Source organism: Delftia sp. Lp-1 (assembly GCF_020523835.1).
Classification (GTDB): Bacteria; Pseudomonadota; Gammaproteobacteria; order Burkholderiales; family Burkholderiaceae_C; genus Comamonas; species Comamonas acidovorans.
The window spans coordinates 1747080-1765419 of sequence record NZ_JAJALJ010000001.1; the positions used below are offsets into that span (position 1 = coordinate 1747080).

At 68.4% G+C, this 18340-nt stretch carries 19 protein-coding genes; 7 read left to right on the top strand and 12 right to left on the bottom strand.

From position 1 onward, the window contains the following. Positions 1–140 precede the first annotated feature (140 nt). The 3 genes from LGR64_RS07715 (at position 141) to LGR64_RS07725 (ending at position 2261) form a co-directional block, all read left to right on the top strand. Positions 141–791, top strand: coding sequence for a cysteine hydrolase family protein (locus LGR64_RS07715; RefSeq protein ID WP_141831280.1), 651 nt, complete (start codon positions 141–143; stop codon positions 789–791). 61 nt (positions 792–852) lie between these two features. After that, entirely contained in the window at positions 853–1755 is a 903-nt protein-coding gene (locus LGR64_RS07720) for a LysR family transcriptional regulator (protein ID WP_013801737.1), read from the top strand. A 2-nt stretch (positions 1756–1757) separates the two neighbouring features. Next, positions 1758–2261: a hypothetical protein gene (locus tag LGR64_RS07725; protein WP_141831282.1), complete on the top strand. Its 504-nt coding sequence runs from the start codon at positions 1758–1760 to the stop codon at positions 2259–2261. A 1-nt stretch (position 2262) separates the two neighbouring features. Here the strand turns inward: LGR64_RS07725 and LGR64_RS07730 are convergent, their stop codons facing one another. After that, a complete protein-coding gene (locus LGR64_RS07730; protein WP_141831284.1) occupies positions 2263–2802 on the bottom strand; it encodes a pyridoxamine 5'-phosphate oxidase family protein in 540 nt (179 codons plus the stop codon). A gap of 216 nt (positions 2803–3018) precedes the next feature. Between LGR64_RS07730 and LGR64_RS07735 the strand changes: the two genes are divergently transcribed. The 3 genes from LGR64_RS07735 (at position 3019) to LGR64_RS07745 (ending at position 6018) form a co-directional block, all read left to right on the top strand. Beyond that, positions 3019–4713, top strand: coding sequence for a long-chain fatty acid--CoA ligase (locus LGR64_RS07735; RefSeq protein WP_141831286.1), 1695 nt, complete (start codon positions 3019–3021; stop codon positions 4711–4713). Between the two features lie 180 nt (positions 4714–4893). After that, entirely contained in the window at positions 4894–5694 is an 801-nt protein-coding gene (blaOXA, locus tag LGR64_RS07740) for a class D beta-lactamase (RefSeq protein ID WP_230355181.1), read from the top strand. Positions 5695–5799: 105 nt separating this feature from the next. Beyond that, positions 5800–6018 (top strand): hypothetical protein, encoded by a 219-nt coding sequence (locus tag LGR64_RS07745; RefSeq protein ID WP_013801743.1) that lies wholly within the window; start codon positions 5800–5802, stop codon positions 6016–6018. A gap of 73 nt (positions 6019–6091) precedes the next feature. Here LGR64_RS07745 and LGR64_RS07750 read toward each other — a convergent pair whose 3' ends face one another. The 9 genes from LGR64_RS07750 to LGR64_RS07790 form a co-directional block, all read right to left on the bottom strand. Beyond that, positions 6092–7741, bottom strand: coding sequence for a PepSY-associated TM helix domain-containing protein (locus tag LGR64_RS07750; protein WP_230355182.1), 1650 nt, complete (start codon positions 7739–7741; stop codon positions 6092–6094). Continuing rightward, positions 7738–8076, bottom strand: coding sequence for a hypothetical protein (locus LGR64_RS07755; protein WP_013801745.1), 339 nt, complete (start codon positions 8074–8076; stop codon positions 7738–7740). The genes LGR64_RS07750 and LGR64_RS07755 overlap by 4 nt, the downstream gene beginning before the upstream one ends. Beyond that, positions 8057–8329 carry a hypothetical protein gene (locus LGR64_RS07760; protein WP_230355183.1) on the bottom strand — a complete coding sequence of 91 codons (273 nt, stop codon included), beginning with the start codon at positions 8327–8329 and terminating at the stop codon, positions 8057–8059. Before LGR64_RS07760 ends, LGR64_RS07755 begins: the two co-directional genes overlap by 20 nt. A gap of 79 nt (positions 8330–8408) precedes the next feature. Further along, the gene (locus LGR64_RS07765) at positions 8409–10562 is read right to left on the bottom strand and encodes a TonB-dependent receptor (protein WP_230355184.1); all 2154 of its coding nucleotides are present in this window, start codon (positions 10560–10562) and stop codon (positions 8409–8411) included. Between the two features lie 201 nt (positions 10563–10763). Beyond that, complete coding sequence (locus LGR64_RS07770) at positions 10764–11663, bottom strand: NAD(P)/FAD-dependent oxidoreductase (RefSeq protein ID WP_230355185.1); 900 nt, start codon at positions 11661–11663, stop codon at positions 10764–10766. Continuing rightward, positions 11650–12135: an Rrf2 family transcriptional regulator gene (locus LGR64_RS07775; protein WP_230355186.1), complete on the bottom strand. Its 486-nt coding sequence runs from the start codon at positions 12133–12135 to the stop codon at positions 11650–11652. Before LGR64_RS07775 ends, LGR64_RS07770 begins: the two co-directional genes overlap by 14 nt. 66 nt (positions 12136–12201) lie before the next feature. Further along, positions 12202–13194 carry a tripartite tricarboxylate transporter substrate-binding protein gene (locus LGR64_RS07780; protein ID WP_230355187.1) on the bottom strand — a complete coding sequence of 331 codons (993 nt, stop codon included), beginning with the start codon at positions 13192–13194 and terminating at the stop codon, positions 12202–12204. A 49-nt stretch (positions 13195–13243) separates the two neighbouring features. Further along, positions 13244–14392, bottom strand: a complete 1149-nt coding sequence (locus LGR64_RS07785; protein ID WP_230355188.1) for a porin — start codon at positions 14390–14392, stop codon at positions 13244–13246. Positions 14393–14574: 182 nt separating this feature from the next. Beyond that, a complete protein-coding gene (locus LGR64_RS07790) occupies positions 14575–16284 on the bottom strand; it encodes a tannase/feruloyl esterase family alpha/beta hydrolase (RefSeq protein WP_230355189.1) in 1710 nt (569 codons plus the stop codon). 195 nt (positions 16285–16479) lie between these two features. Between LGR64_RS07790 and LGR64_RS07795 the strand changes: the two genes are divergently transcribed. Then, complete coding sequence (locus LGR64_RS07795) at positions 16480–17367, top strand: 4-hydroxyphenyl-beta-ketoacyl-CoA hydrolase (RefSeq protein WP_013801753.1); 888 nt, start codon at positions 16480–16482, stop codon at positions 17365–17367. Positions 17368–17373: 6 nt separating this feature from the next. Here LGR64_RS07795 and LGR64_RS07800 read toward each other — a convergent pair whose 3' ends face one another. Both LGR64_RS07800 and LGR64_RS07805 read right to left on the bottom strand, forming a co-directional pair. Then, positions 17374–17874 (bottom strand): MarR family winged helix-turn-helix transcriptional regulator, encoded by a 501-nt coding sequence (locus LGR64_RS07800; protein ID WP_099733267.1) that lies wholly within the window; start codon positions 17872–17874, stop codon positions 17374–17376. An 81-nt stretch (positions 17875–17955) separates the two neighbouring features. Then, a complete protein-coding gene (locus LGR64_RS07805; RefSeq protein ID WP_012206334.1) occupies positions 17956–18243 on the bottom strand; it encodes a TFIIB-type zinc ribbon-containing protein in 288 nt (95 codons plus the stop codon). Positions 18244–18340 lie beyond the last annotated feature (97 nt).

Sequence of the window (18340 nt, forward strand, 5' to 3'; positions counted from 1 at the left end):
CACTGAGATGGGGCATTTTTCAAAGCATGGGTGATCTGTGCAGAACCTGCACAGATGCTGGCCGCTCCATGGCGTTGCGGCGGGCCCTGTGCGTTTCTAGACTGCAGGCATCAACCACTTCCCGTTTTCAGGAGCACTGCATGTCACTCGCAGAACAGGCCAGCCAGGCCACCCAATCCACCAGCCATCCCACCCTCCGCGCCCTGTCCGGCGCGCCGGGGCGCAGCCAGTTGCCACGGGGTGCCACGGCGCTGCTGGTCATCGACTTCCAGAACGAGTACTTCAGCGGCCGCCTGCCCATCCCGCGCGGCCCGCAGGTCCTGGAGCAGGCCCGGCGCCTGCTGCAATGGGCCGATGCCGGGCAGGTTGCCGTGTTCCACATCCAGCACATTGCCCCTGAAGGTGCGCCCGTGTTCGCCGTCAATGGCAGCACCGTCCAGTTCCACCCCGGCCTGCAGCCGCGCGCGGGCGACACCGTGGTGCAAAAGCGCAGCGTCAGCGCCTTCGTCGGCACCGACCTGGCCGACCAGCTGCGCTCGCGTGGCATCACCACCGTGGTCATCTGCGGCCTTATGACCCACGCCTGCGTGGCCGGCGCCGCACGCGATGCCGCGCCGCTGGGCTTCGAGGTCGTCGTGGCCAGCGATGCCGTGGCCACACGTGCCATCACGCGCAGCAACGGCGAATCCGTGGACGCCGACAGCCTGCACCGTGCCGCGCTGGCCGAGATCGAGGATGTGTTTGGCGATGTGCTGTCCACGGACGGCATCCTGGAGCTGGCGCTGCGCTGAGCGGGCTGGGCGGCATCAGCGGTCCATGCTCCACAATTCCCGCCAAAGGAGTGCATGAGCAATGGACAGATGGCAAGCCATGCGGGTGTTCTGCGGCGTGGTGGACGCGCAGGGTTTCACGGCGGCCCAGGACCGGCTGGGCATGACGCATTCCACGGCGTCGCGCCATGTCAAATGGCTGGAGTCGGAGCTGGGCACGCAGCTGCTGCAGCGCAATTCGCGCGGGCTGAGCCTGACCGATGCGGGGCGCAGCTACTACCTCAGTTGTGTGCAGTTGCTGGAGCAGCTCGATGCGGCCGAGGCCGCACTTGCGCAGCGCCGTGCGCGCGTGGCGGGTGTGTTGCGCATCACGCTGCCGCTGGCCGTGGGCGCCATCGAGCTGGGCGACTGGCTGCCCGAGTTCGAGCAGCAATTCCCCGATCTGGAGCTGCAGCTGCTGTGTACCGACCGGCTGGTGGACCTGGTGGCCGAGGGCGTGGATGCGGCCGTGCGCATCAGCCGCCAATTGCCGGACAGCGGGCTGCAGGCGCGGCTGCTCACGCATTCGCCGCTGGTGCTGGTGGCGTCGCCCGCCTACCTGATGCGCCAGGGCGTGGTGCAGGCGCCCGAGCAATTGGCCGAGCACCGCGCCCTGGCCTTTGCGGCGGGCCCGGCCCCATTGCGCTGGAGCGTGGTGTCCGGGCAGGGCGCCGTCACCGAGGTGCAGCCGCACACGGCGCTGCGCACCGATTCGGTGGCCACCATCTTCGAGGCCGCACGCGCAGGCCGGGGCATTGCGGCGCTGACCTGGCATACCGTGCGCTCGGCCGTGGAGCGCGGCCAGCTGGTGCGGGTGCTGCCCTGTTTTCATCTGGGGCAGTACAGCTACCACGCGCTGTATCCGCGCACGCGGCATCTGCGCCCGGCCGTGCGCGCGTTTGTGGATTTCATGGCGCGGCGCTATCGGCAGGGGCCGGGCGGCTGAGCATGGTCTTCTGGAGCCGGCCACTGGATGCGCAGGAGCAGGCCTTTGTGCGCACGCATTTCGGCGCCTCGCTCGATGCGCTGCTGCCGCGCCTGCGCCTGTACCAGCGGCGCCTGGGCTATACGCGCAGGGCGCTGTCCATGAATGGCGGGCGCATCTTCATGCCGCGCGCCTTCTTCACGCAGTCCGATCCGCGCCAGCCGCTGCGCCTGTCGCATCCGCAGATCGCAGGCATCTTTGCCCATGAGCTGCTGCACCAGTGGCAGCGCCTGCAGGGCATGCCCGTCACGCGGCAGGCCGCCTGGCTGCAGTTCAAGGCGCTGTGCACGCGCGGCGATCCGTATGCCTATGAGCGCTGCGACGATCCCCGGCGCATGCTGCAGCGCTTTGTCCATGCCCAGGTGGAGCAGCAGGGCCAGATGTGGGAAGACCATGTGCGCGCCTGCGTGGCGGGGCAGGGCGATGCGGCGGGCGCCCTGATCGCGGCCCACGTGCGGGGCGAGTGAGTCAGCTGGGCTGGGTGTTCAGTGCTTCGATCAGGTCATGGGCCGACACATCGCGCGCCGCGCCAAAGCCCGCCACGTGCCGGGCGATGGATGGCGTGATGCAGACAAAGCGGAAGTCGCCCAGATCGGTCATGAACGCGGCTTCGGGGAAGCGCAGCACATAGCTGTCGCGCGCGCCATCGGCCAGCACGCTGCCGGGCGGCGGTGTGCTGGCCACGCCTTCTATGGCCACGCGCTCCAGTGCATGCACGCCCTCGCCGTCCACTTCGGCCGCGCATACCAGCAGGCTGACGGCCGGGTGCAGCTCCATGGCCCGCGTGTGCGCTGCCAGTGCGCTGACGTGCAGCACAAAGCAGCCAAACTGCGCATTCCAGGCCCAGGGCACCATGGACAGCCGGGGAGCGGGCAGTGCATCGCCAGCCCCGGGGGCAGGGGAGTCGGCGGGCTGGGTGGCCAGGGCCGCGCTGCGGTGGCGGGCCAGCAGATCGCGCAGCGACAGCTGCAGGCGGGACAGGTGGGGCATGGCGGGCGTGGAGGGCATGGCGCCATCGTACCTGTGGCGTGTCCGTGGCCGGCTTGCGAAAGCACAAGGCGAGTTGCGGTGGCATCGGTATGCCATGGGCGCTCAAGCGTCACTTTGGCGACGATCTCCTGGGGCCTTCCCCAATGCCGGGAAGCGGGTGTGAGCCTAGCCTCGCTGGCAAGGCGGATTGCCGCCGTCCCTTCCACTCACCGACACTTCAAAGCCCATCCACCCATGCCCTCCCAGCCCGCGCACCACGCTTTCTGGCCCAGCCGCCTGCCCCATTCCATCACCGTGCCCGCCACCAGCGTCTGGGACAACCTGGCCGTCAATGCGCGACGCTACCCGGACAAGGCAGCCATCCGCTACTTCGGCAGCTCCATCAGCTACCGCGAGCTGTGCGAGGGCACGGAGCGCATGGCGGCCTACCTGCACAGCCTGGGCGTGCAGCGCGGCGACCGCGTCATTTTGCTGATGCAGAACACGCCTCAGCTCATCCTGGCGCACTACGCCATCTTCCGCGCCAATGCGGTGGTGGTGCCGGTCAATCCCATGAACATGGCCGAGGAGCTCAGGCACTACATCACCGACGCCGACGCCAAGGTCGCCATCACCACGGCCGACCTGGCCCCCGAGCTGGCCAAGGCCAGCAACGCGCTGGCGCCGGGCCAGCGGCTGGAGCACCTGGTCGTCACTCAGTTCACCGATGCCTTCGATGCCGGTGTGCAGGGCGACGACGCCCCGCCCGTGCAGTGGCACGACTGGCTGCTCACCCGGCGCGAGCCGGCCGTGCTCGATGGCGGCAGCGTCCACACCTGGCAGCAGGCCATGGCCTGCACCGACGCCGCGCCGCCCCATGTGGTGGGCCGCGACGACATGGCCGTGCTGCCCTACACCAGCGGCACCACGGGCCACCCCAAGGGCTGCATGCACCCGCACCGCTCCATCAACCACAACGCCGTGGCGGGCAGCTACTGGGGCAGCGGCACCAGCGAGACCGTGGTCCTGGCCGTCGTGCCCATGTTCCACATCACGGGCATGGTCTCGGTGCTGCACACGGCCATCTTCGTGGGCGCCACCCTGGTCGTCATGCCGCGCTGGGACCGCGAGCTGGCGGGGCGGCTGATCTCTCGCTACCAGGTCACCAGCTGGACCAATATTCCCACCATGGTCATCGACCTGCTGGGCAGCCCCAACTTTGCGCAGTTCGACCTCACCAGCCTCAAGTACATCGGCGGCGGCGGTGCGGCCATGCCACAGGCCGTGGCCCAGCGCCTGCTGGAGCAATACGGCCTGCGCTTCAGCGAGGGCTACGGCCTGACCGAGACGGCCGCGCCCACGCACAGCAACCCGTTCGAGCATCCCAAGCAGCAATGCCTGGGCATTCCCTTCATGAGCACCGAGGCGCGTGTCATCGACCCCGAAACCGGCGCCGATGTCCCGCAGGGCGAGCAGGGCGAAATCGTCGTCCACGGCCCCGAGGTCTTCGACGGCTACTGGAAGCGGCCGGACGCCACGGCCCAGGTCTTCATGGAGATCGACGGCAAGCGCTTCTTTCGCACCGGCGACCTGGGCCACGTGGACGAGGACGGCTACTACTTCATCACCGACCGCCTCAAGCGCATGATCAACGCCAGCGGCTTCAAGGTCTGGCCGGCCGAGGTCGAATCGCTGATGTTCCGCCACCCCGCCATCCAGGAAGCCTGCGTGATCTCCACGCGCGACGCCTACCGGGGCGAGTCGGTGAAGGCGGTCGTCGTGCTGCGTGCCGGCAAGGAAGACACCACGGCCGAGGACATCATCCAGTGGTGCCGCGAGAACATGGCCGTCTACAAGGCGCCCAAGATCGTGCAGTTCGTCAAGGCCCTGCCCAAGAGCGGCAGCGGCAAGGTGATGTGGCGGCAGCTGCAGGAGGCGGAGGCTGGCTGACCGGCCCTCAGGGCCTCAAAGGCTAAAGCCCTAAGCCCTTGCCCTCGGCGCGTTCCTGACGCGGCCGCCGAGGACGCTGTGGGGGATGTTTGCTGCATGGGCGTTGCGAAGGCTGCGCGCGCATCTATGATCGCGCGCCAGACACTAACACTGCATCAGACAGAACACAGTACACAGCACATGCATGGATTTCCTGGGTCCGCTGCCACGGTCGTGGCAGCATTTTTTTGCCTTCCCGCTTCTGCGCACGAACTGTGCACCCTCGTCGCCGACGCCGACACGGGCCAGTCCCTGGTGCACAGCGGACCGGCCTGCGCCGAGCGGGTCACGCCGGCCTCCACCTTCAAGATCGCCATCAGCCTGATGGGCTATGACGCCGGCATCCTGCAGGACGAATCCCGGCCCGCGTGGCCGTACCAACCGGAGTATCCGGACTGGGGCGGCGATGCCTGGCGGCGCGAGATCACGCCCCAGGCGTGGATGAAAGACTCGGTGTTCTGGTACTCGCAGCAGGTGGCGCGGGAGCTGGGCCAGCAGCGGTTTGGCGCCTATGTGAGGGCCTTCCAGTACGGCAACGAGGATGTCTCCGCCGTTGCCGTGGCCCATGCCGGCCACAACGGCGCGTGGGTGGTGTCCTCGCTGCGCATCTCGGCGGCCGAGCAGGTGGCCTTCATGCGCAAGATCGTGCGCCGGGAACTGTCTGTGAGCAGTCAGGCCATCGACATGACTGCGCGCATCACCCGGCACCCCGTGCCTGTGGACGGCTGGACCGTGCATGGCAAGACCGGCACCGGGTCGCCCGGCAGCGACAACCGCTACGATGCCAGCCGGGCCTATGGCTGGTATGTGGGCTGGGCCACCAAGGACCAGCGCAGGCTGGTGTTCGCCACGCTGATCCAGGATGACCAGGCTCAAAAGCCCAATGCCGGCCTGCGCGCACGCGATGCCCTGCTGCAGCGATTGCCTGCCGCGGACCGCTGACAATGCACGGGCGTTTTCCTTTCCGCACCTCGCCCACATATCTCCCACACATCTCCCGCACCTCGCCCACATATCTCCCGCACAAGAGCGACAGACCGACACCCGATGAAGACCATTGACGAAATGCTGAACCTGGACCTGCTCACTCCCGAGCAGCACGTTGAGATCAGCGACTGGATTGCCCGCGCGAACTCCCCCGAGGAAATACTGCAGATGCCCGCCCCCCTTTGGCAGGCTGTGGAGCGGGCCAGCGAGGCCATGGGCGTCAATGCCGATCTTCTGCGGCCACCCTCGCTGGATGCGGGCGGCGCCATTTTCGGATAGACCCAGCAGCGGGGATGGGCCGGCCCACCAGGCAACCGGCCCACCTGCGCACTCCCATGGCGTGCCGGCCAGGTCAGCTGGCCGGTGCCGGTGAGTCCTTGGTGTCCTGATGCGCCGGCCTGTCGCGCGGCGCGGACCACACACTGTCCTGCGGGCCGCTGCGCGTGCGCCGTGCCGTGGCACGCGCCATCCAGGCCAGGGCCAGCACGCCGGCCACGGCCGTCAGGTCCAGGCCGATCAGCGAGGTGTCCACCCACGCGCCGGTGCCTGGCGCCAGCCAGCCCAGCAGCGATGACAGCGCGATCGCGGCCGTGCAGGCAGCGGCCAGCCACAGCAAGGCCGGGGCCGCGCGTGCCGCGCCGCGCACGAAGGCCCAGGCCATGCTGGTGAAGAACACGGCGTAGTAGATGCCCATGTGCCATGCGGCCAGGTCATCGACGCGGCCCGGCAGCCACTTGGCGGCGGCAATGGTGGCGGAAATGCCGGCCACGCAGCCCAGGCAGACGCCGACGGTGGCCGAGGCCATGAGGGCCGTGTCGCGCCGCTGCACGGGCAAGTCTGCGCCCTTGCGCTGGGCCTTGCGCCGCGTCTCCACCCACAGCAGATTGCCGCCGTAGAACAGCCACGCGCCCGCCAGGCCCAGCAGGAAGTACAGCCACCAGACCGCGAGTCCGCCGAAGGAGGCCATGTGCAGCGCGAAGAAGCTGCTGATGAACAGGTTGGGCGTGCTTTGCCCGCCCGGGAGGTAGTCGGCCGAGAGCAGCTTTCCGCTGTAGGGATCGAGCATGGCAAAGCCGCCCACGGCGCGTGGCGATACGGCCTGGGGATTCCTGCCCCAGACGCGCACGGTGGGCTTGGGGCCGGTGACCTGGGCGTACTGCAGTCTTTCGGGCTCGAAGCCGGGCGCGGCGGCCCTGACGATCTCCACCAGTCGGGAGGGCGTGAGCATGTCGGCCGGACTGCGTGCCGGCGCGTCCGGGGCCTTGCCCGAGGGGCGCGCAAAGGTCTGGGCCCATTGGCCTTTGTGAACCAGCTTGTCCTGCACGTCGAAGATCTGGTCGTGGTAGGCGAAGACCACGGCGCTCAGGGCCATGACGATATGAAAGGGCAGGCTGACGATGCCCACCACGTTGTGCGCGTCCAGCCACATGCGCTTGAGGTTCCTGCCCACGCGCAGTGCGAAGAAGTCCTTGACCAGCGAGGGCAGCAGGATCACCACGCCCGACACCAGGGCCAGGAAGTACAGGGCCGAGATCGCGCCCATGATCCAGCGGTTGGGGTCCGAGTCCACGGGCAGGCCGACCACGCGGTGCAGCACGTCGATGAACTCCACCAGGCGGGACGGACGCTGCTCGCTGATCTGCACGCTGCCGTCGGCCGACAGCTGGGCCGTGTAGTGGCGTACGGCGCTTTCGTCATGGTCGTCGGCCTTGGGATCGCGCACCTGCCATTGCAGGCGCGGTATGGCGTTGTCGCCCTGCAGCTGCACGATGGCGCCGCGCGCGGCCGCCTGCGTGCTGGCCAGGGTCCGGGCGATCAGCGGCTGCACCTCGTCCATGGGCACGGCCTGCACCACGGCGGCAGGCGGCGTGGACCATCGCCGGATGGGTTCCTTGAACACCGTCAGCGCACCCGCGTAGAAGGCGATGAACAAGGCCATGCCGCTGAGGATGCCCGTCCAGGTGTGTACGGATTTGTAGATGCGGATGTAGTCGGCTCTCATGACAGGCCTCCTGCGCTGCTGTGCATTGCCGCGCGCACCAGCCACCAGGCGGCCAGGGCCAGCGCGTTGGCCCCGCCCAGCCAGGCCCAGGCGCGCAGGCCGCTGGAAAAGAAATACACCAGGGACTGCACCAGCAGCCAGACCGGCGGCACCAGCCACATGACCAGCTGCCCGCTCACTGCCAGCGGCATGCCGTGCAGCAGGGCGGCCAGCAGGCCACTGGCGCTGATCGCCAGGCCCGGGCCCAGCAGCAGGCCGGCCAGGGTCTTGGAGATCCAGTCCGGCCGGATTGGGGCTGGCTTGCGCGGGCGGGCCTCAGGGTGTGCGTCGGCCATGGAACAGCGCTCCGATATAGGGCAGCAGGGCAAAGGCCAGCATCAGCAGGGTGAGCCAGGTGAACGTGGCGGCCAGCATCCGCATGTCCTGGGCGAATGCCAGCCAGCCCGCTGCGAGCAGGCCGCCACCGGCCAGGAGGGCAGGCCGGCGCGGCCAAGCGGCCGCCCATAGCCGCTGGTTGGGCGAGGCGGCGTAGATGCACAGGCAGGCCAGCGAGGTGGCAAGCAGGCCGGCGACGGTGAAGAACGGCATGGAAATTCGATCGTGGGAAGCAAAAGACCCGGCGGGACACATGCGCCCCGCCGGGTGGCCCGCGCAGTGCGTCAGGCGGTCAGAACGACACGGTGGCCGACAGCCGGAAGGTGCGCGGTGCGCCGGGCATGACGAAGCCGTCGGTGAACATGCCGATCCAGTAGTTCTTGTCCGTCACGTTCTCCACGCTGGCATTGAAGCGCACGGGCGTGGCGCCGAACCTGGTCTCGTACTTGGCCATCAGGTCGAGGCGGTTCCAGGCCGGGGCGCGCAGCTTGTTGCCGGAGTCCACCCACTGCGAGCCGGTGTACAGCACGCGGCCGCCGACCGACAGGCCCTGCACGGGCGTTTCCCAGTCGATGCCGATGCGCGCGCGCAGCTTGGGCACGCCGTAGTTTTCACGGCCGGAGTTGATCTGGCGCGACTTGATGTACTCCACCCCGCCCAGCAGCGACAGCGTCTGGGTGAGCTTGCCGAAGGCGCTCCACTCCAGGCCCTTGAGGCGCTGCTCGCCATCGAGCACCTGGGCATTGCTGCTGTTGGTGATGATGGACGGCTTTTCGATGCGGAAGGCGCTCAGCGTGTGCGTGGTCTGGCCCGCCTGCAGCTTCACGCCCACCTCGCCCTGCTTGGTCTGCATGGGCGCCAGGGTCTCGCCGGTGTTGGCAAAGCCCGCGCCCACGGTGCGGCCGGGCTCCAGGCCTTCTGTGTAGTTGGCGTACAGCGAGACGCTGTCGCCCCAGGGCCGCACGACCAGGCCGGCCATGGGCGAGACGCGGCTCTTGCTGTAGTTGGACGACACGCCGTTGACCAGCGGCGTCTTCACCGTCTGGTGGCGTGCGCCCAGCGTCAGCAGCACCTTGTCGTTGGCAAAGCTCATCACGTCGGCCAGGGCCAGCGAGCGGAATTCGTTCTCGGTGGTGTAGCCCTTCCACTGCGGCGCGCCCGGGAAGGTGGGCGTCGTCGGCTCGTACATGTTGGTGGTGTAGCAGTAGTTGCAGGCCGTGTTGTAGGTGCCTTCCTTGTGCTTGAGGATGTTGAACGACAGTTGCAGACGGTGCTGCACGCTGCCCGTGCTCAGCTTGCCGATGACGCCGGCCTCGGCCGTGCGGCGCTCGGATTCGGTGTGCACGTTGTAGATGGCGCCGCGCGTGGTGCCGTCCAGGCCCGTGACGATGGCGCGGGTGCCGAACAGCAGGCCCTTGCCCTGCGCCTCGGAGGCGCCGAAGGCGAAATAGCCCTGCCAGTTCTGCGTGAAGTCCACCTCGGCACGCGCCAGCAGGCCGCTGTTGTCGTACTGGCCGTGGGTGCCGCGGAACATGTTCACGTCGCCGCTGGGCGGTGCCAGCAGCCGGCCCACGCCGGGGATGGCCGCGCTGCCCAGGAAGCTGAACATGCCCGGGCTGCCGCCGTCGATCTTGGTGATGCTGTTGTACAGGTCCAGCGAGAAGCGGGCCCTGTCGCCCAGGTAGTCCAGGCCCAGGGCGCCCACGCGGCGCTTCTGGCTCTCATCCTTGGCGCCCATGTCGCCCGAGCCGTAGACGCCGTTGAAGCGCAGGCCCAGCCGCTGCTCGGGGCCGAAGCGCCTGCCCACGTCGGCATGCATCTGCAGGTAGGAGTCCGAGACGTAGGTGGCCGTCAGGTCGGCCATGGGCTGGGCCAGTGCGCGCTTGGTGACCATGTTGACGGAGCCGGCCACGCTGGCCAGCGGCGGCATGCCGGACAGCAGCACGTTGGGGCCGCGCATCACCTCCACGCGCTCGAACATCTCGATGGGCACCGAATTGGCCGGCGCCACGCCGTACAGGCCGTTGGTGGCGATGTCCATGGCGGTCACATCCAGGCCGCGCAGGTTGAAGTTCTGCAGCAGGTGTCCCTTGTTGGTGGTGAAGACCACGGCCGCATCGTTTTCCAGCACATCCTGCAGCGACAGGGCGGACCAGTCCTCGGCCAGCTCGCGGGTGTAGGCGTTGACATGCACCGGCGCGTCCACGATGGAGGTGGCGCCCAGAATGCCCAGGCGTGCACCCTTGGCGGCCTTGCGCCCCGGTGCCAGCGTGGGCAGGTCCTCGCGCTCGTACTTGTCGCGCACGTCGATCTGCGACAGCGTCGGCGTCGTTGCGGCCGGCGCCTGCGCTGCATCCTGTGCGATCGCCGTGGACCCGGCGCCGGCGGCCAGCATGGCCAGAACAATGGAGTTGAACCGCAGCGCGCGGCCGTTGGTGGTGTGCATGGACTGGACTCTTGATGTTGTAGATGTCAATGAGAATCAGTCTTAATTATATTTACGGATTTAGTTAGCATGGGAAGTTGTTGTATCCACGCATCGTCCGGCGGGCAGTTGATCTACTTCCATGCACGGGCCCAAGGCCCGCCCCATCACCACCCCATCACCACCCCATCACCACCCCATCACCACCCCATCACCACCCCATCACCACCCCATCATCGACCGGTGCGCGCCAATGCCCGCCATGGCGCCATCGCTCACCGCCATGGCCACGTTGCCGGCCGCGCGGGCCGCGTCGCCACAGGCGAACACGTTGGGGACGCTGGTGGCCTGGCCTTCCGCGACCTTGATGAAGGCACCCATGGGGCCTTCTTCCAGGGCGCAGCCCAACTGCTCGGCCACGGGGCTGGCGATGCGGGTGCGCGGCTGGGTGAACAGGCCGTCCATCACCAGGCGGCGGCCGTCCTGCAGCACCACGTCGGCCCGGCCTTCCAGGCGGGCGATGGGCGTGGTCTCCACCTGGGTGCCCCGGCGCGCAAGGGTGGAAAGTTCTTCGGCGCCGGGCGTGTAGGCGCCGTTGAGCAGCAGCGTGGTCTGGCCCCAGTCGGGCAGCATGACGGCGTGGTGGTGGGCCAGGGCCGAGCTGGCGATGATGCCGATGCGGCCCGCATTCATCTCGTAGCCGTGGCAGTACGGGCAGTGAAAGACGCTGCGGCCCCAGCGCTCGGCCAGTCCCGGCACGGGCGGCAGGCTGTCATGCACGCCCAGCGCCAGGACGATGCGGGCGGCGCTGATGGCGGTGCCCGCTGCACGGAACTCCAGCCGGCCATCGGTCGCCACGTGGGCGTCTTCGGCCGTGCCGTCCAGCCACTGCACGGTGGGGTAGGCCATCAGCTGCTGCCGGGCCTGGGCGGCGATCTGGGCGGGGGCCACGCCATCCTGGGTGAGAAAGCCGTGCGATGTCTCGCCGGCCTGGTCCACGAAGCGGTTGCGCCGCAGTCCGGCATCGACCACCAGCACCTGGCGGCGCGCACGCGCCAGTTGCAGCGCGGCGGACAGGCCGGCATAGCTGCCGCCGATGACGGCGAAATCAACGTGTTTCATGCGAGTGCTCCTGCAGTTGGTGCCAACCCTGGCCGCCTGCTGCGCGATGGCTGGCCAGGCGGGCGTGGAAGTCTTGGGACAGGGCGGCCAGCGTCACCGTGCCCAGGCGTGCAAGCAGGGCGGCCTCGGCCTGCTGCACCGCGTTGCTCAGGGCTTCGTTCACGGCCTGGGCGACCAGGCATTCGGGCCGGTCTTCCCTGAAGCCCAGCGCCACCAGGCCGGGCGCGCCCAGGGCCTCATGCACGTCGCGCAGCGTGGTGCGGTCAAGTTCGCAAGAAAGCACCCAGCCCCCGCCGTGGCCCTTGGCGGAGGTGACAAGGCCTGCATCGCGCAGGCCCGACATCAACCGGCGCAGCACGACCGGGTTGGTCTGCAGCGCGGCGGCGAGCATGTCGGAGGTGGCAGGTCCATCGCCCTCGGCCATGTGCAGCAGCACATGGAGGACGTCCGAGAATTGGCTGTTCTGTTTCATGCAACATTATTTGTTGCATGAGTGTGGCCTTGTCCCGTGAAGGGGAATGGGCCTGCCGCCGACTGATCAGGACTCGCCCGTGAACCCGATCTGCTTGACCAGCGAACTCCAGCGCTCGAACTCGGCCTGCTGGTCGGCTGCCATTTCCTGCTGCGTGCTGCCGCGCGCCAGCAGGCCCAGGGCGGCCAGTCCGTCGATCACGGCCTTGTCCTTGAGCGCGGCCGTGATGGCCGCGTTGGCGTTGGCGATGGTGGTGGCCGGGGTCTTGGCGGGAGCGTAGAAGCCGAACCATTCCTCCACCGTGACATCGGGGAAGCCCAGTTCGGTGAAGGTGGGCACGTCGGGCAGGAAGGGCGAGCGCTGCTTGCCCGAGGTGGCCAGCACGCGCAGGCGGCCCGCCTTCAGGTACTGCAGGTAGTCGCCGCTGGGGTTCATGGTGGCCGCGACCTGGCCGCCCACCAGGTCGGTGATGCTGGGCACGGTGCCGCGATAGGGCGCGTGCTTGAGTTCCACCCCCGAACGCAGGCTCAGCAGCGCGCCCAGCAGGTGCGGCATGGAGCCCGCGCCCGGCGAGCCGAAGTTGGCCCGGTCGGGGTGGACCTTGGCCCAGGCCAGGAAGTCCTTGAGGGTCTTGACCTCCGCCGGCACGGCAGGCCCCACGGCCAGGCCGTGGTAGATGACGGCGCCGATGGAGACGGGGATCGCATCCTCGGGCTTGTAGGTCAGCTTGGGGTAGATGTGCGGGTAGACCGAGAAGGCCGACACGGGCGCCAGCGCCAGCACCGAGCCGTTGGGCGAGGCGTTCTTCAGGGCCTCCACCGCGATGCGGCCACCGGCGCCGGGCTTGTTTTCCACAAAGCCCGGCCCTTTGCTGTAGGGCGTGCCGCCCAGCCGCTCGGCCACGCGGCGTGCCACGCTGTCGCCCGAGCTGCCTGCCGGAAAGCCGTACATGATCTTGACCTGGTCCAGCGCCTGGGCCAGGGCCTGCAGTGGCGACAGCGACCCCAGGGCGGCGGCGCTGCCCAGGGCCTGTACGAAATGACGGCGATGCATCTGCATGGATGTCTCCTGGTGAAATCGAAAAAAGGAAAAGCTGGAAAGAACAGGCTCAGAACATGTGGCGGATGCCGACGTTGATGCCGGTCTGCGAGCGGCCCGGCGCGGTGTTGCTGCCCGGGGCGCCGCCGCTGACCGAGACGGTGGCCAGGCGGTCGTTGCGGATGTGGCCGAGCTGGGTGTAGACCGCCGTGCGCTTGGACAGGTTGTAGATGGCGCGTGCCACCAGCAGGTCGGAGTCGTAGCCCGAGACGCCGCGGTAGCGCAGCGTCAGCCACTGGGTTTCGAGCACCAGCGCCTCGGTGACCGGGTACGAGGCGCCCACGTACCAGAGGTTGCTGCGCGGCTTGACGGCGTCGCCATCGTTGTCGCGGCGCAGCAGGCCGCCGCCGACCTTCACGCCGGCCAGCTTGAAGTAGCCGCCCAGGTGCAGGCGCTCGTCATGCTTGGCGCTGGAGGTCATGCCGCCGAACACCGGGTCGGTGGACGAGGCCGGCGTGCGGCCGTTTTGCTGCTCGTAGCCCAGCGCCACGCCCCAGACGGGCGTGTCGTACTTGGCATACAGCGACCACTGGCGGCAGGCCTGCGTGTCCGATCCGCTCTCGCCCGGGCAATTGGTGCCGGCGGGGCTGGGGCCTGCGTTGACGGCATCGCGCCCGAAGCTGTAGCCCGCGCCCAGCGCCAGGCCGCCGAAGTTGCCGCGCCAGGCCAGCATGTTGTCGGCGCGCGAGTTGGGAATGTAGGCATCGAGCGAGCCCATGGCGAAGACGGCCGGGCCGATGATGTCCGAATCGAGCAGCGACCAGAACAGCATGGAGTTCTGGCGGCCCATGGTCAGGCTGCCCCAGTTGCCGCCCAGTCCCACCCAGCTTTGGCGCCCAAAGCCGCGTCCGCCCTGGTTGAAGGTGCCCTGGTCGGGCGCAAAGCCCGACTCCAGCGTGTAGATGGCCTTGAGGCCGCCGCCCAGGTCCTCGCTGCCGCGCAGGCCCCAGCGCGAGGGCACCAGGCTGGTGGTCGATGGCATGCGGCTGAGACCGCCGCCCGCCGCCACATTGTTCACGTGCTCCACGCCCACATCGACGATGCCGTAGAGCGTGACGCTGGAGGTGCCCTGCGCGAAGGCGCCGAAACTGGCGCCGGAGCCGGCCAGGGCCAGCACGGCGGCGGCCGCCAGGGTCAGCGGGGAAGGGGTTTTTTGCATGGTGATGTCTCCTCTGGTTTGAAAAATCGTTGCCGTCTTGGCGTGGGTGTCCGCACGCCTTTTCTCGGGCGCAGCGGGGCCCGGCCCCGCCGGGGGCGGGACTGCGGACAAGGGGTGGATGAGGGCGGAGGGGGCGGGCCGTTCAGGTGACCGTTCAGGCGCCGCCCGCCTTCAGTGCATGGTCAGCGGCAGCTGAAGCTGGCAGCGCTTTCCATGTCGCCGCTGCCGTTGTAGTGGGCGGCCAGCGGATGGGGGCACAGCGGCCGGGTGCGCGTGGGCGACCAGGTGGCGGGCAGGTCGGCGTTGACGCCGCCCGCATTGCCTGCGCCGCGCGCACTGGCGATCACGCGGTCTGGGGCCTGGCCTTTCTCCACCCAGGCCACGAGGGAGCTGAGCATGTCGAACTGCTCGGTGGCCGGGCCGCCGCTGCAGTGGTTCATGCCGGGCACCAGGTACAGGCGGGCGAAGTCGGCGGCATCGCCATGGTTGCGGCGCAGCGTGTCGTACCACTGCACGGTGTCGTCGCTGGAGAAGATGGGATCGGCCGTGCCGTGGTAGACCATGAGCTTGGCGCCCCGGTTGCGCAGCACGGGCAGCTTGCCGTAGTCGGGCGGCATCATCAGCGAAAGGCCGCTTTCCGTGAAGGTGCCATTGGTCGCCTGCACCTTGGCCAGCATGCTGTCCACGCTGCCGTTGAGGGCGAACTGCGCATCGTTGAAGCTGGCGGCGCTTTCCGGCGGCGTCTGCCAGATGAAGGCCACGGCACCGGAGTCGCGGCTGATGGGGTTGGAGAATTTCCAGCCGGCCCAGCCGGCCGTATCCAGGCCCGCGTCATACGGGAAGCTGTTGTAGATGCGGCTGCCGCCGCTGGTGGTGGCGCCCTTGAACAGGCCGGCAATGGTGCTCTTTTGCTCGGCGCTGAGGCAGCTGCCGTCGCGCGCGCCGCCGCAGGTGGGCACGTCGCGCGCCAGGTCGAAGCTCGCCTGGCATGCTGCTCCGGCCTGCACCATGCCGTCGGTGGCGCCGTCCAGCGCATCGCACCGGGCCAGCACGGCCTGGCTGACCAGACGGCGCTCGGCCTGGGTGAAGCCCGTGCCCAGATCCTGTGTCGTGGTGGCCAGCTTCGCATAGCCCTGGGCACCGGCAATGTTGGCAATGGCCGCCAGCGGCAGGCGCGTGCCGGGGTTGCCGGCAATGATGCCGTCGTACTGGTCGGCATAGCGCGAGGCCGCCACCATGGCGTGGCGCCCGCCGTTGGAGCAGCCGCCCAGGTAGGAGCGGTCCGGGCCCTTGCCATAGGCCGTCTGCAGCGCGCTGCGCGCCATGGGCGTGAGCTTGCCCACGGCCTGGTAGCCGTAGTCCAGCCGCGCCTGCGGGTCCAGGCCGAAGAAGGGACCCAGGCTGCCTGCATGCCCGGCGTCGGAGCTGAGCACGGCAAAGCCCATCTGCAGCGCATTGCCCAGCGGCCCGCCGCCCAGCGCGCCCACGGCCGTGCTCACGACGCCGTCCAGCCCGCCGTTGGCCTGGTAGAAAAAGCGCCCGTTCCAGTCGCGCGGCAGGCGCATCTCGAAGCCCACGGCGTAGTTCTGACCATCGACGGTGCTGACGCGCTCGTGCATGCGGCCGGTCACTCGGCAGTGCTCGGCAATGGGCTTGCCTGCCACCGTCAGCGTGCCGGCGGCCACGGTCTCGGCGGCGGTGATGCGGGTGTTGGGAAACGAGATCTTGGCCGCCAGGTCGTTGCACGACAGCAGGCTTGCCGGGCGGGCCTCGGCCAGTTGGGCAATGCCGTCGTTCGAGCCGCCGCAGGCGGCCAGCAGCAGGACGGGAAGGGCGGCGGCCAGCGTGGCCGGCAAGGCGCGGGAACGGGTCTTGTGGATCTTTCTGTCCATGTCTGTCTCCTCGGAAGGTGGTGTGAAGCCTCAGCGCGAAACCGTTGCGTGGCAGCCGTTGCCCGCATCCGCATCGCTTTCTGATGGCCGCGATTTTGGTTATATTTAATAACCAATTCAAGCGGCCTTTGCGAATTTCTTATTGGGACTTCCCCTTGATGCCGGGGCAGGCAGCAGGCCGCACAGGAGACAGACATGGACCACGAAAAACTCATTGCCATCGACATCCACACGCATGCCGAGGTGAGCTGCTGGAACCCGTTCGACAACTACGGCGAGGAGTACGACCGCGCCGCCGACAAGTACTTCGGCAACGGCAGGCGCCCGACCATCGCCGAGACCGTGGCCTATTACCGCGAGCGCAACCTGGGCCTGGTGATGTTCACGGTGGACAGCGAGTCGCAGCTGGGCCGGCGCCGCATTCCCAACGAGGAGATCGCCGAGGCCGCGCGGGCCAACAGCGACATGATGGTGGCCTTCGCCAGCATCGATCCGCACAAGGGCCGCATGGGTGCGCGCGAGGCGCGGCGGCTGATCGAGGAAGAGGGCGTCAGGGGCTTCAAGTTCCACCCCACGGTGCAGGGCTTCCATCCCTACGACCGCATGGCCTGGCCGATCTACGAGGTGGTGGCCGAGTACCAACTGCCGGCCATCTTCCACACGGGCCACAGCGGCATTGGCAGCGGCATGCGCTGCGGCGGCGGCCTGCGCCTGGCCTACAGCAATCCCATGCACCTGGACGACGTGGCCATCGACTTTCCCGACATGCAGATCGTGATGGCCCACCCCAGCTTTCCCTGGCAGGACGAGGCCCTGTCCGTGGCCCTGCACAAGCCCAATGTCTGGATCGATCTGTCGGGCTGGAGCCCCAAGTACTTTCCCCGGCAGCTGGTGCAGTACGCCAACACCCTGCTCAAGGACCGCGTGCTCTTCGGCAGCGACTATCCGCTGATCACGCCCGAGCGCTGGATGAAGGATTTCCAGGAAGCCGGCTTCAAGCCCGAGGTGATGCCCGGCATCCTCAAGGGCAACGCGGTGCGGCTGCTGGGGCTGGAGCAGCCGGCAGCGGAGAAGGCGGACTGAGCGCGCTCAGTTGTAGATCTTCTGCAGCAGCTGGATCAGCGTCCTGCGCTCGGCGTCGGTCAGGCGGTAGGTGGCATCCATTTCCAATTCCGACGCCGTTCTTTCCGCCCGGGCCGTGAGCTCGGCGCCCGCGGGCGTCAGGTGCACGCCCACGGCGCGGCGGTCGGTGGGGTGGGTGCGCCGCTCGATCAGCTTGCGGCGCTCCAGCGCTGCGATCAGGCCCACCAGGTTGGGCGGCATCACATCCAGCGCCGCGCACAGCTGGCGCGACGTGATGCCGGGGTTGTGGGACACCAGGGACAGCACGGAGAACTCCACCATCTTGAGATCGTGGGTGGCCATGCGCTCCACGAACACTTCGATGATGGACAGCGAGGCACGCCGGGCGTTGTAGCCCACGAGGGTGTGCAGGAAGGAGGCGTCGATGGACGGCCCCGGCGCTGCAGTGCTGGACGGGGCCGTGTTCTCTTCGGCAGGAGCGGGCTTGGGTGTGCGGGCGCGGGGCATGGGGACAAGGAACTGAAAGCCGAATCATAGTGGGGCGCGGCTGCCATGTCCCGATGCCGGCACAGCGGACTTGCCCTGGTGCTAGAAGTCGAAAAGATCGGAGAGAAAGCCTTCGCGCTTCTTGCGGCGGTAACCATCGTGGCTGGAGTGCTCGCGCCGGTCATGGGATCCGTCAGGGCCCGCGCGCCGTTCCTGCGGGCGTTCATAGGCTGCTGGCGCTGTGGGTGCCTGGGCGGCGGAGCGCTCGATGAGCTTGTCCAGCTCTCCGCGGTCCAGCCAGACGCCGCGGCATTGGGGGCAGTAGTCGATCTCTATGTTCTGGCGCTCGGAGATGATGAGCGTGGCATCTCGGCAGGCGGGACATTGCATGACAGTTTCACCTTTGCCTGTTCAGGCAGTGGCTCCATCGGCAACGATGGAGTGTGGGCCGGGCTGTTATGCGTTGAGGTCTCCAGCGAAGGCCGTT

Bases quoted from the DNA above. Each gene is read 5' to 3' on its own strand.
- LGR64_RS07765 (WP_230355184.1), bottom strand. From the start codon at position 10,562: ATGCACACCACCAACGGCCGCGCGCTGCGGTTCAACTCCATTGTTCTG.
- LGR64_RS07755 (WP_013801745.1), bottom strand. From the start codon at position 8,076: ATGGCCGACGCACACCCTGAGGCCCGCCCGCGCAAGCCAGCCCCAATC.
- LGR64_RS07805 (WP_012206334.1), bottom strand. From the start codon at position 18,243: ATGCAATGTCCCGCCTGCCGAGATGCCACGCTCATCATCTCCGAGCGC.
- LGR64_RS07790 (WP_230355189.1), bottom strand. From the start codon at position 16,284: ATGGACAGAAAGATCCACAAGACCCGTTCCCGCGCCTTGCCGGCCACG.
- blaOXA (WP_230355181.1), top strand. From the start codon at position 4,894: ATGCATGGATTTCCTGGGTCCGCTGCCACGGTCGTGGCAGCATTTTTT.
- LGR64_RS07730 (WP_141831284.1), bottom strand. From the start codon at position 2,802: ATGCCCTCCACGCCCGCCATGCCCCACCTGTCCCGCCTGCAGCTGTCG.
- LGR64_RS07720 (WP_013801737.1), top strand. From the start codon at position 853: ATGGACAGATGGCAAGCCATGCGGGTGTTCTGCGGCGTGGTGGACGCG.
- LGR64_RS07715 (WP_141831280.1), top strand. From the start codon at position 141: ATGTCACTCGCAGAACAGGCCAGCCAGGCCACCCAATCCACCAGCCAT.
- LGR64_RS07780 (WP_230355187.1), bottom strand. From the start codon at position 13,194: ATGCAGATGCATCGCCGTCATTTCGTACAGGCCCTGGGCAGCGCCGCC.
- LGR64_RS07795 (WP_013801753.1), top strand. From the start codon at position 16,480: ATGGACCACGAAAAACTCATTGCCATCGACATCCACACGCATGCCGAG.
- LGR64_RS07750 (WP_230355182.1), bottom strand. From the start codon at position 7,741: ATGAGAGCCGACTACATCCGCATCTACAAATCCGTACACACCTGGACG.
- LGR64_RS07800 (WP_099733267.1), bottom strand. From the start codon at position 17,874: ATGCCCCGCGCCCGCACACCCAAGCCCGCTCCTGCCGAAGAGAACACG.
- LGR64_RS07775 (WP_230355186.1), bottom strand. From the start codon at position 12,135: ATGAAACAGAACAGCCAATTCTCGGACGTCCTCCATGTGCTGCTGCAC.
- LGR64_RS07735 (WP_141831286.1), top strand. From the start codon at position 3,019: ATGCCCTCCCAGCCCGCGCACCACGCTTTCTGGCCCAGCCGCCTGCCC.
- LGR64_RS07745 (WP_013801743.1), top strand. From the start codon at position 5,800: ATGAAGACCATTGACGAAATGCTGAACCTGGACCTGCTCACTCCCGAG.
- LGR64_RS07785 (WP_230355188.1), bottom strand. From the start codon at position 14,392: ATGCAAAAAACCCCTTCCCCGCTGACCCTGGCGGCCGCCGCCGTGCTG.
- LGR64_RS07725 (WP_141831282.1), top strand. From the start codon at position 1,758: ATGGTCTTCTGGAGCCGGCCACTGGATGCGCAGGAGCAGGCCTTTGTG.
- LGR64_RS07760 (WP_230355183.1), bottom strand. From the start codon at position 8,329: ATGCCGTTCTTCACCGTCGCCGGCCTGCTTGCCACCTCGCTGGCCTGC.
- LGR64_RS07770 (WP_230355185.1), bottom strand. From the start codon at position 11,663: ATGAAACACGTTGATTTCGCCGTCATCGGCGGCAGCTATGCCGGCCTG.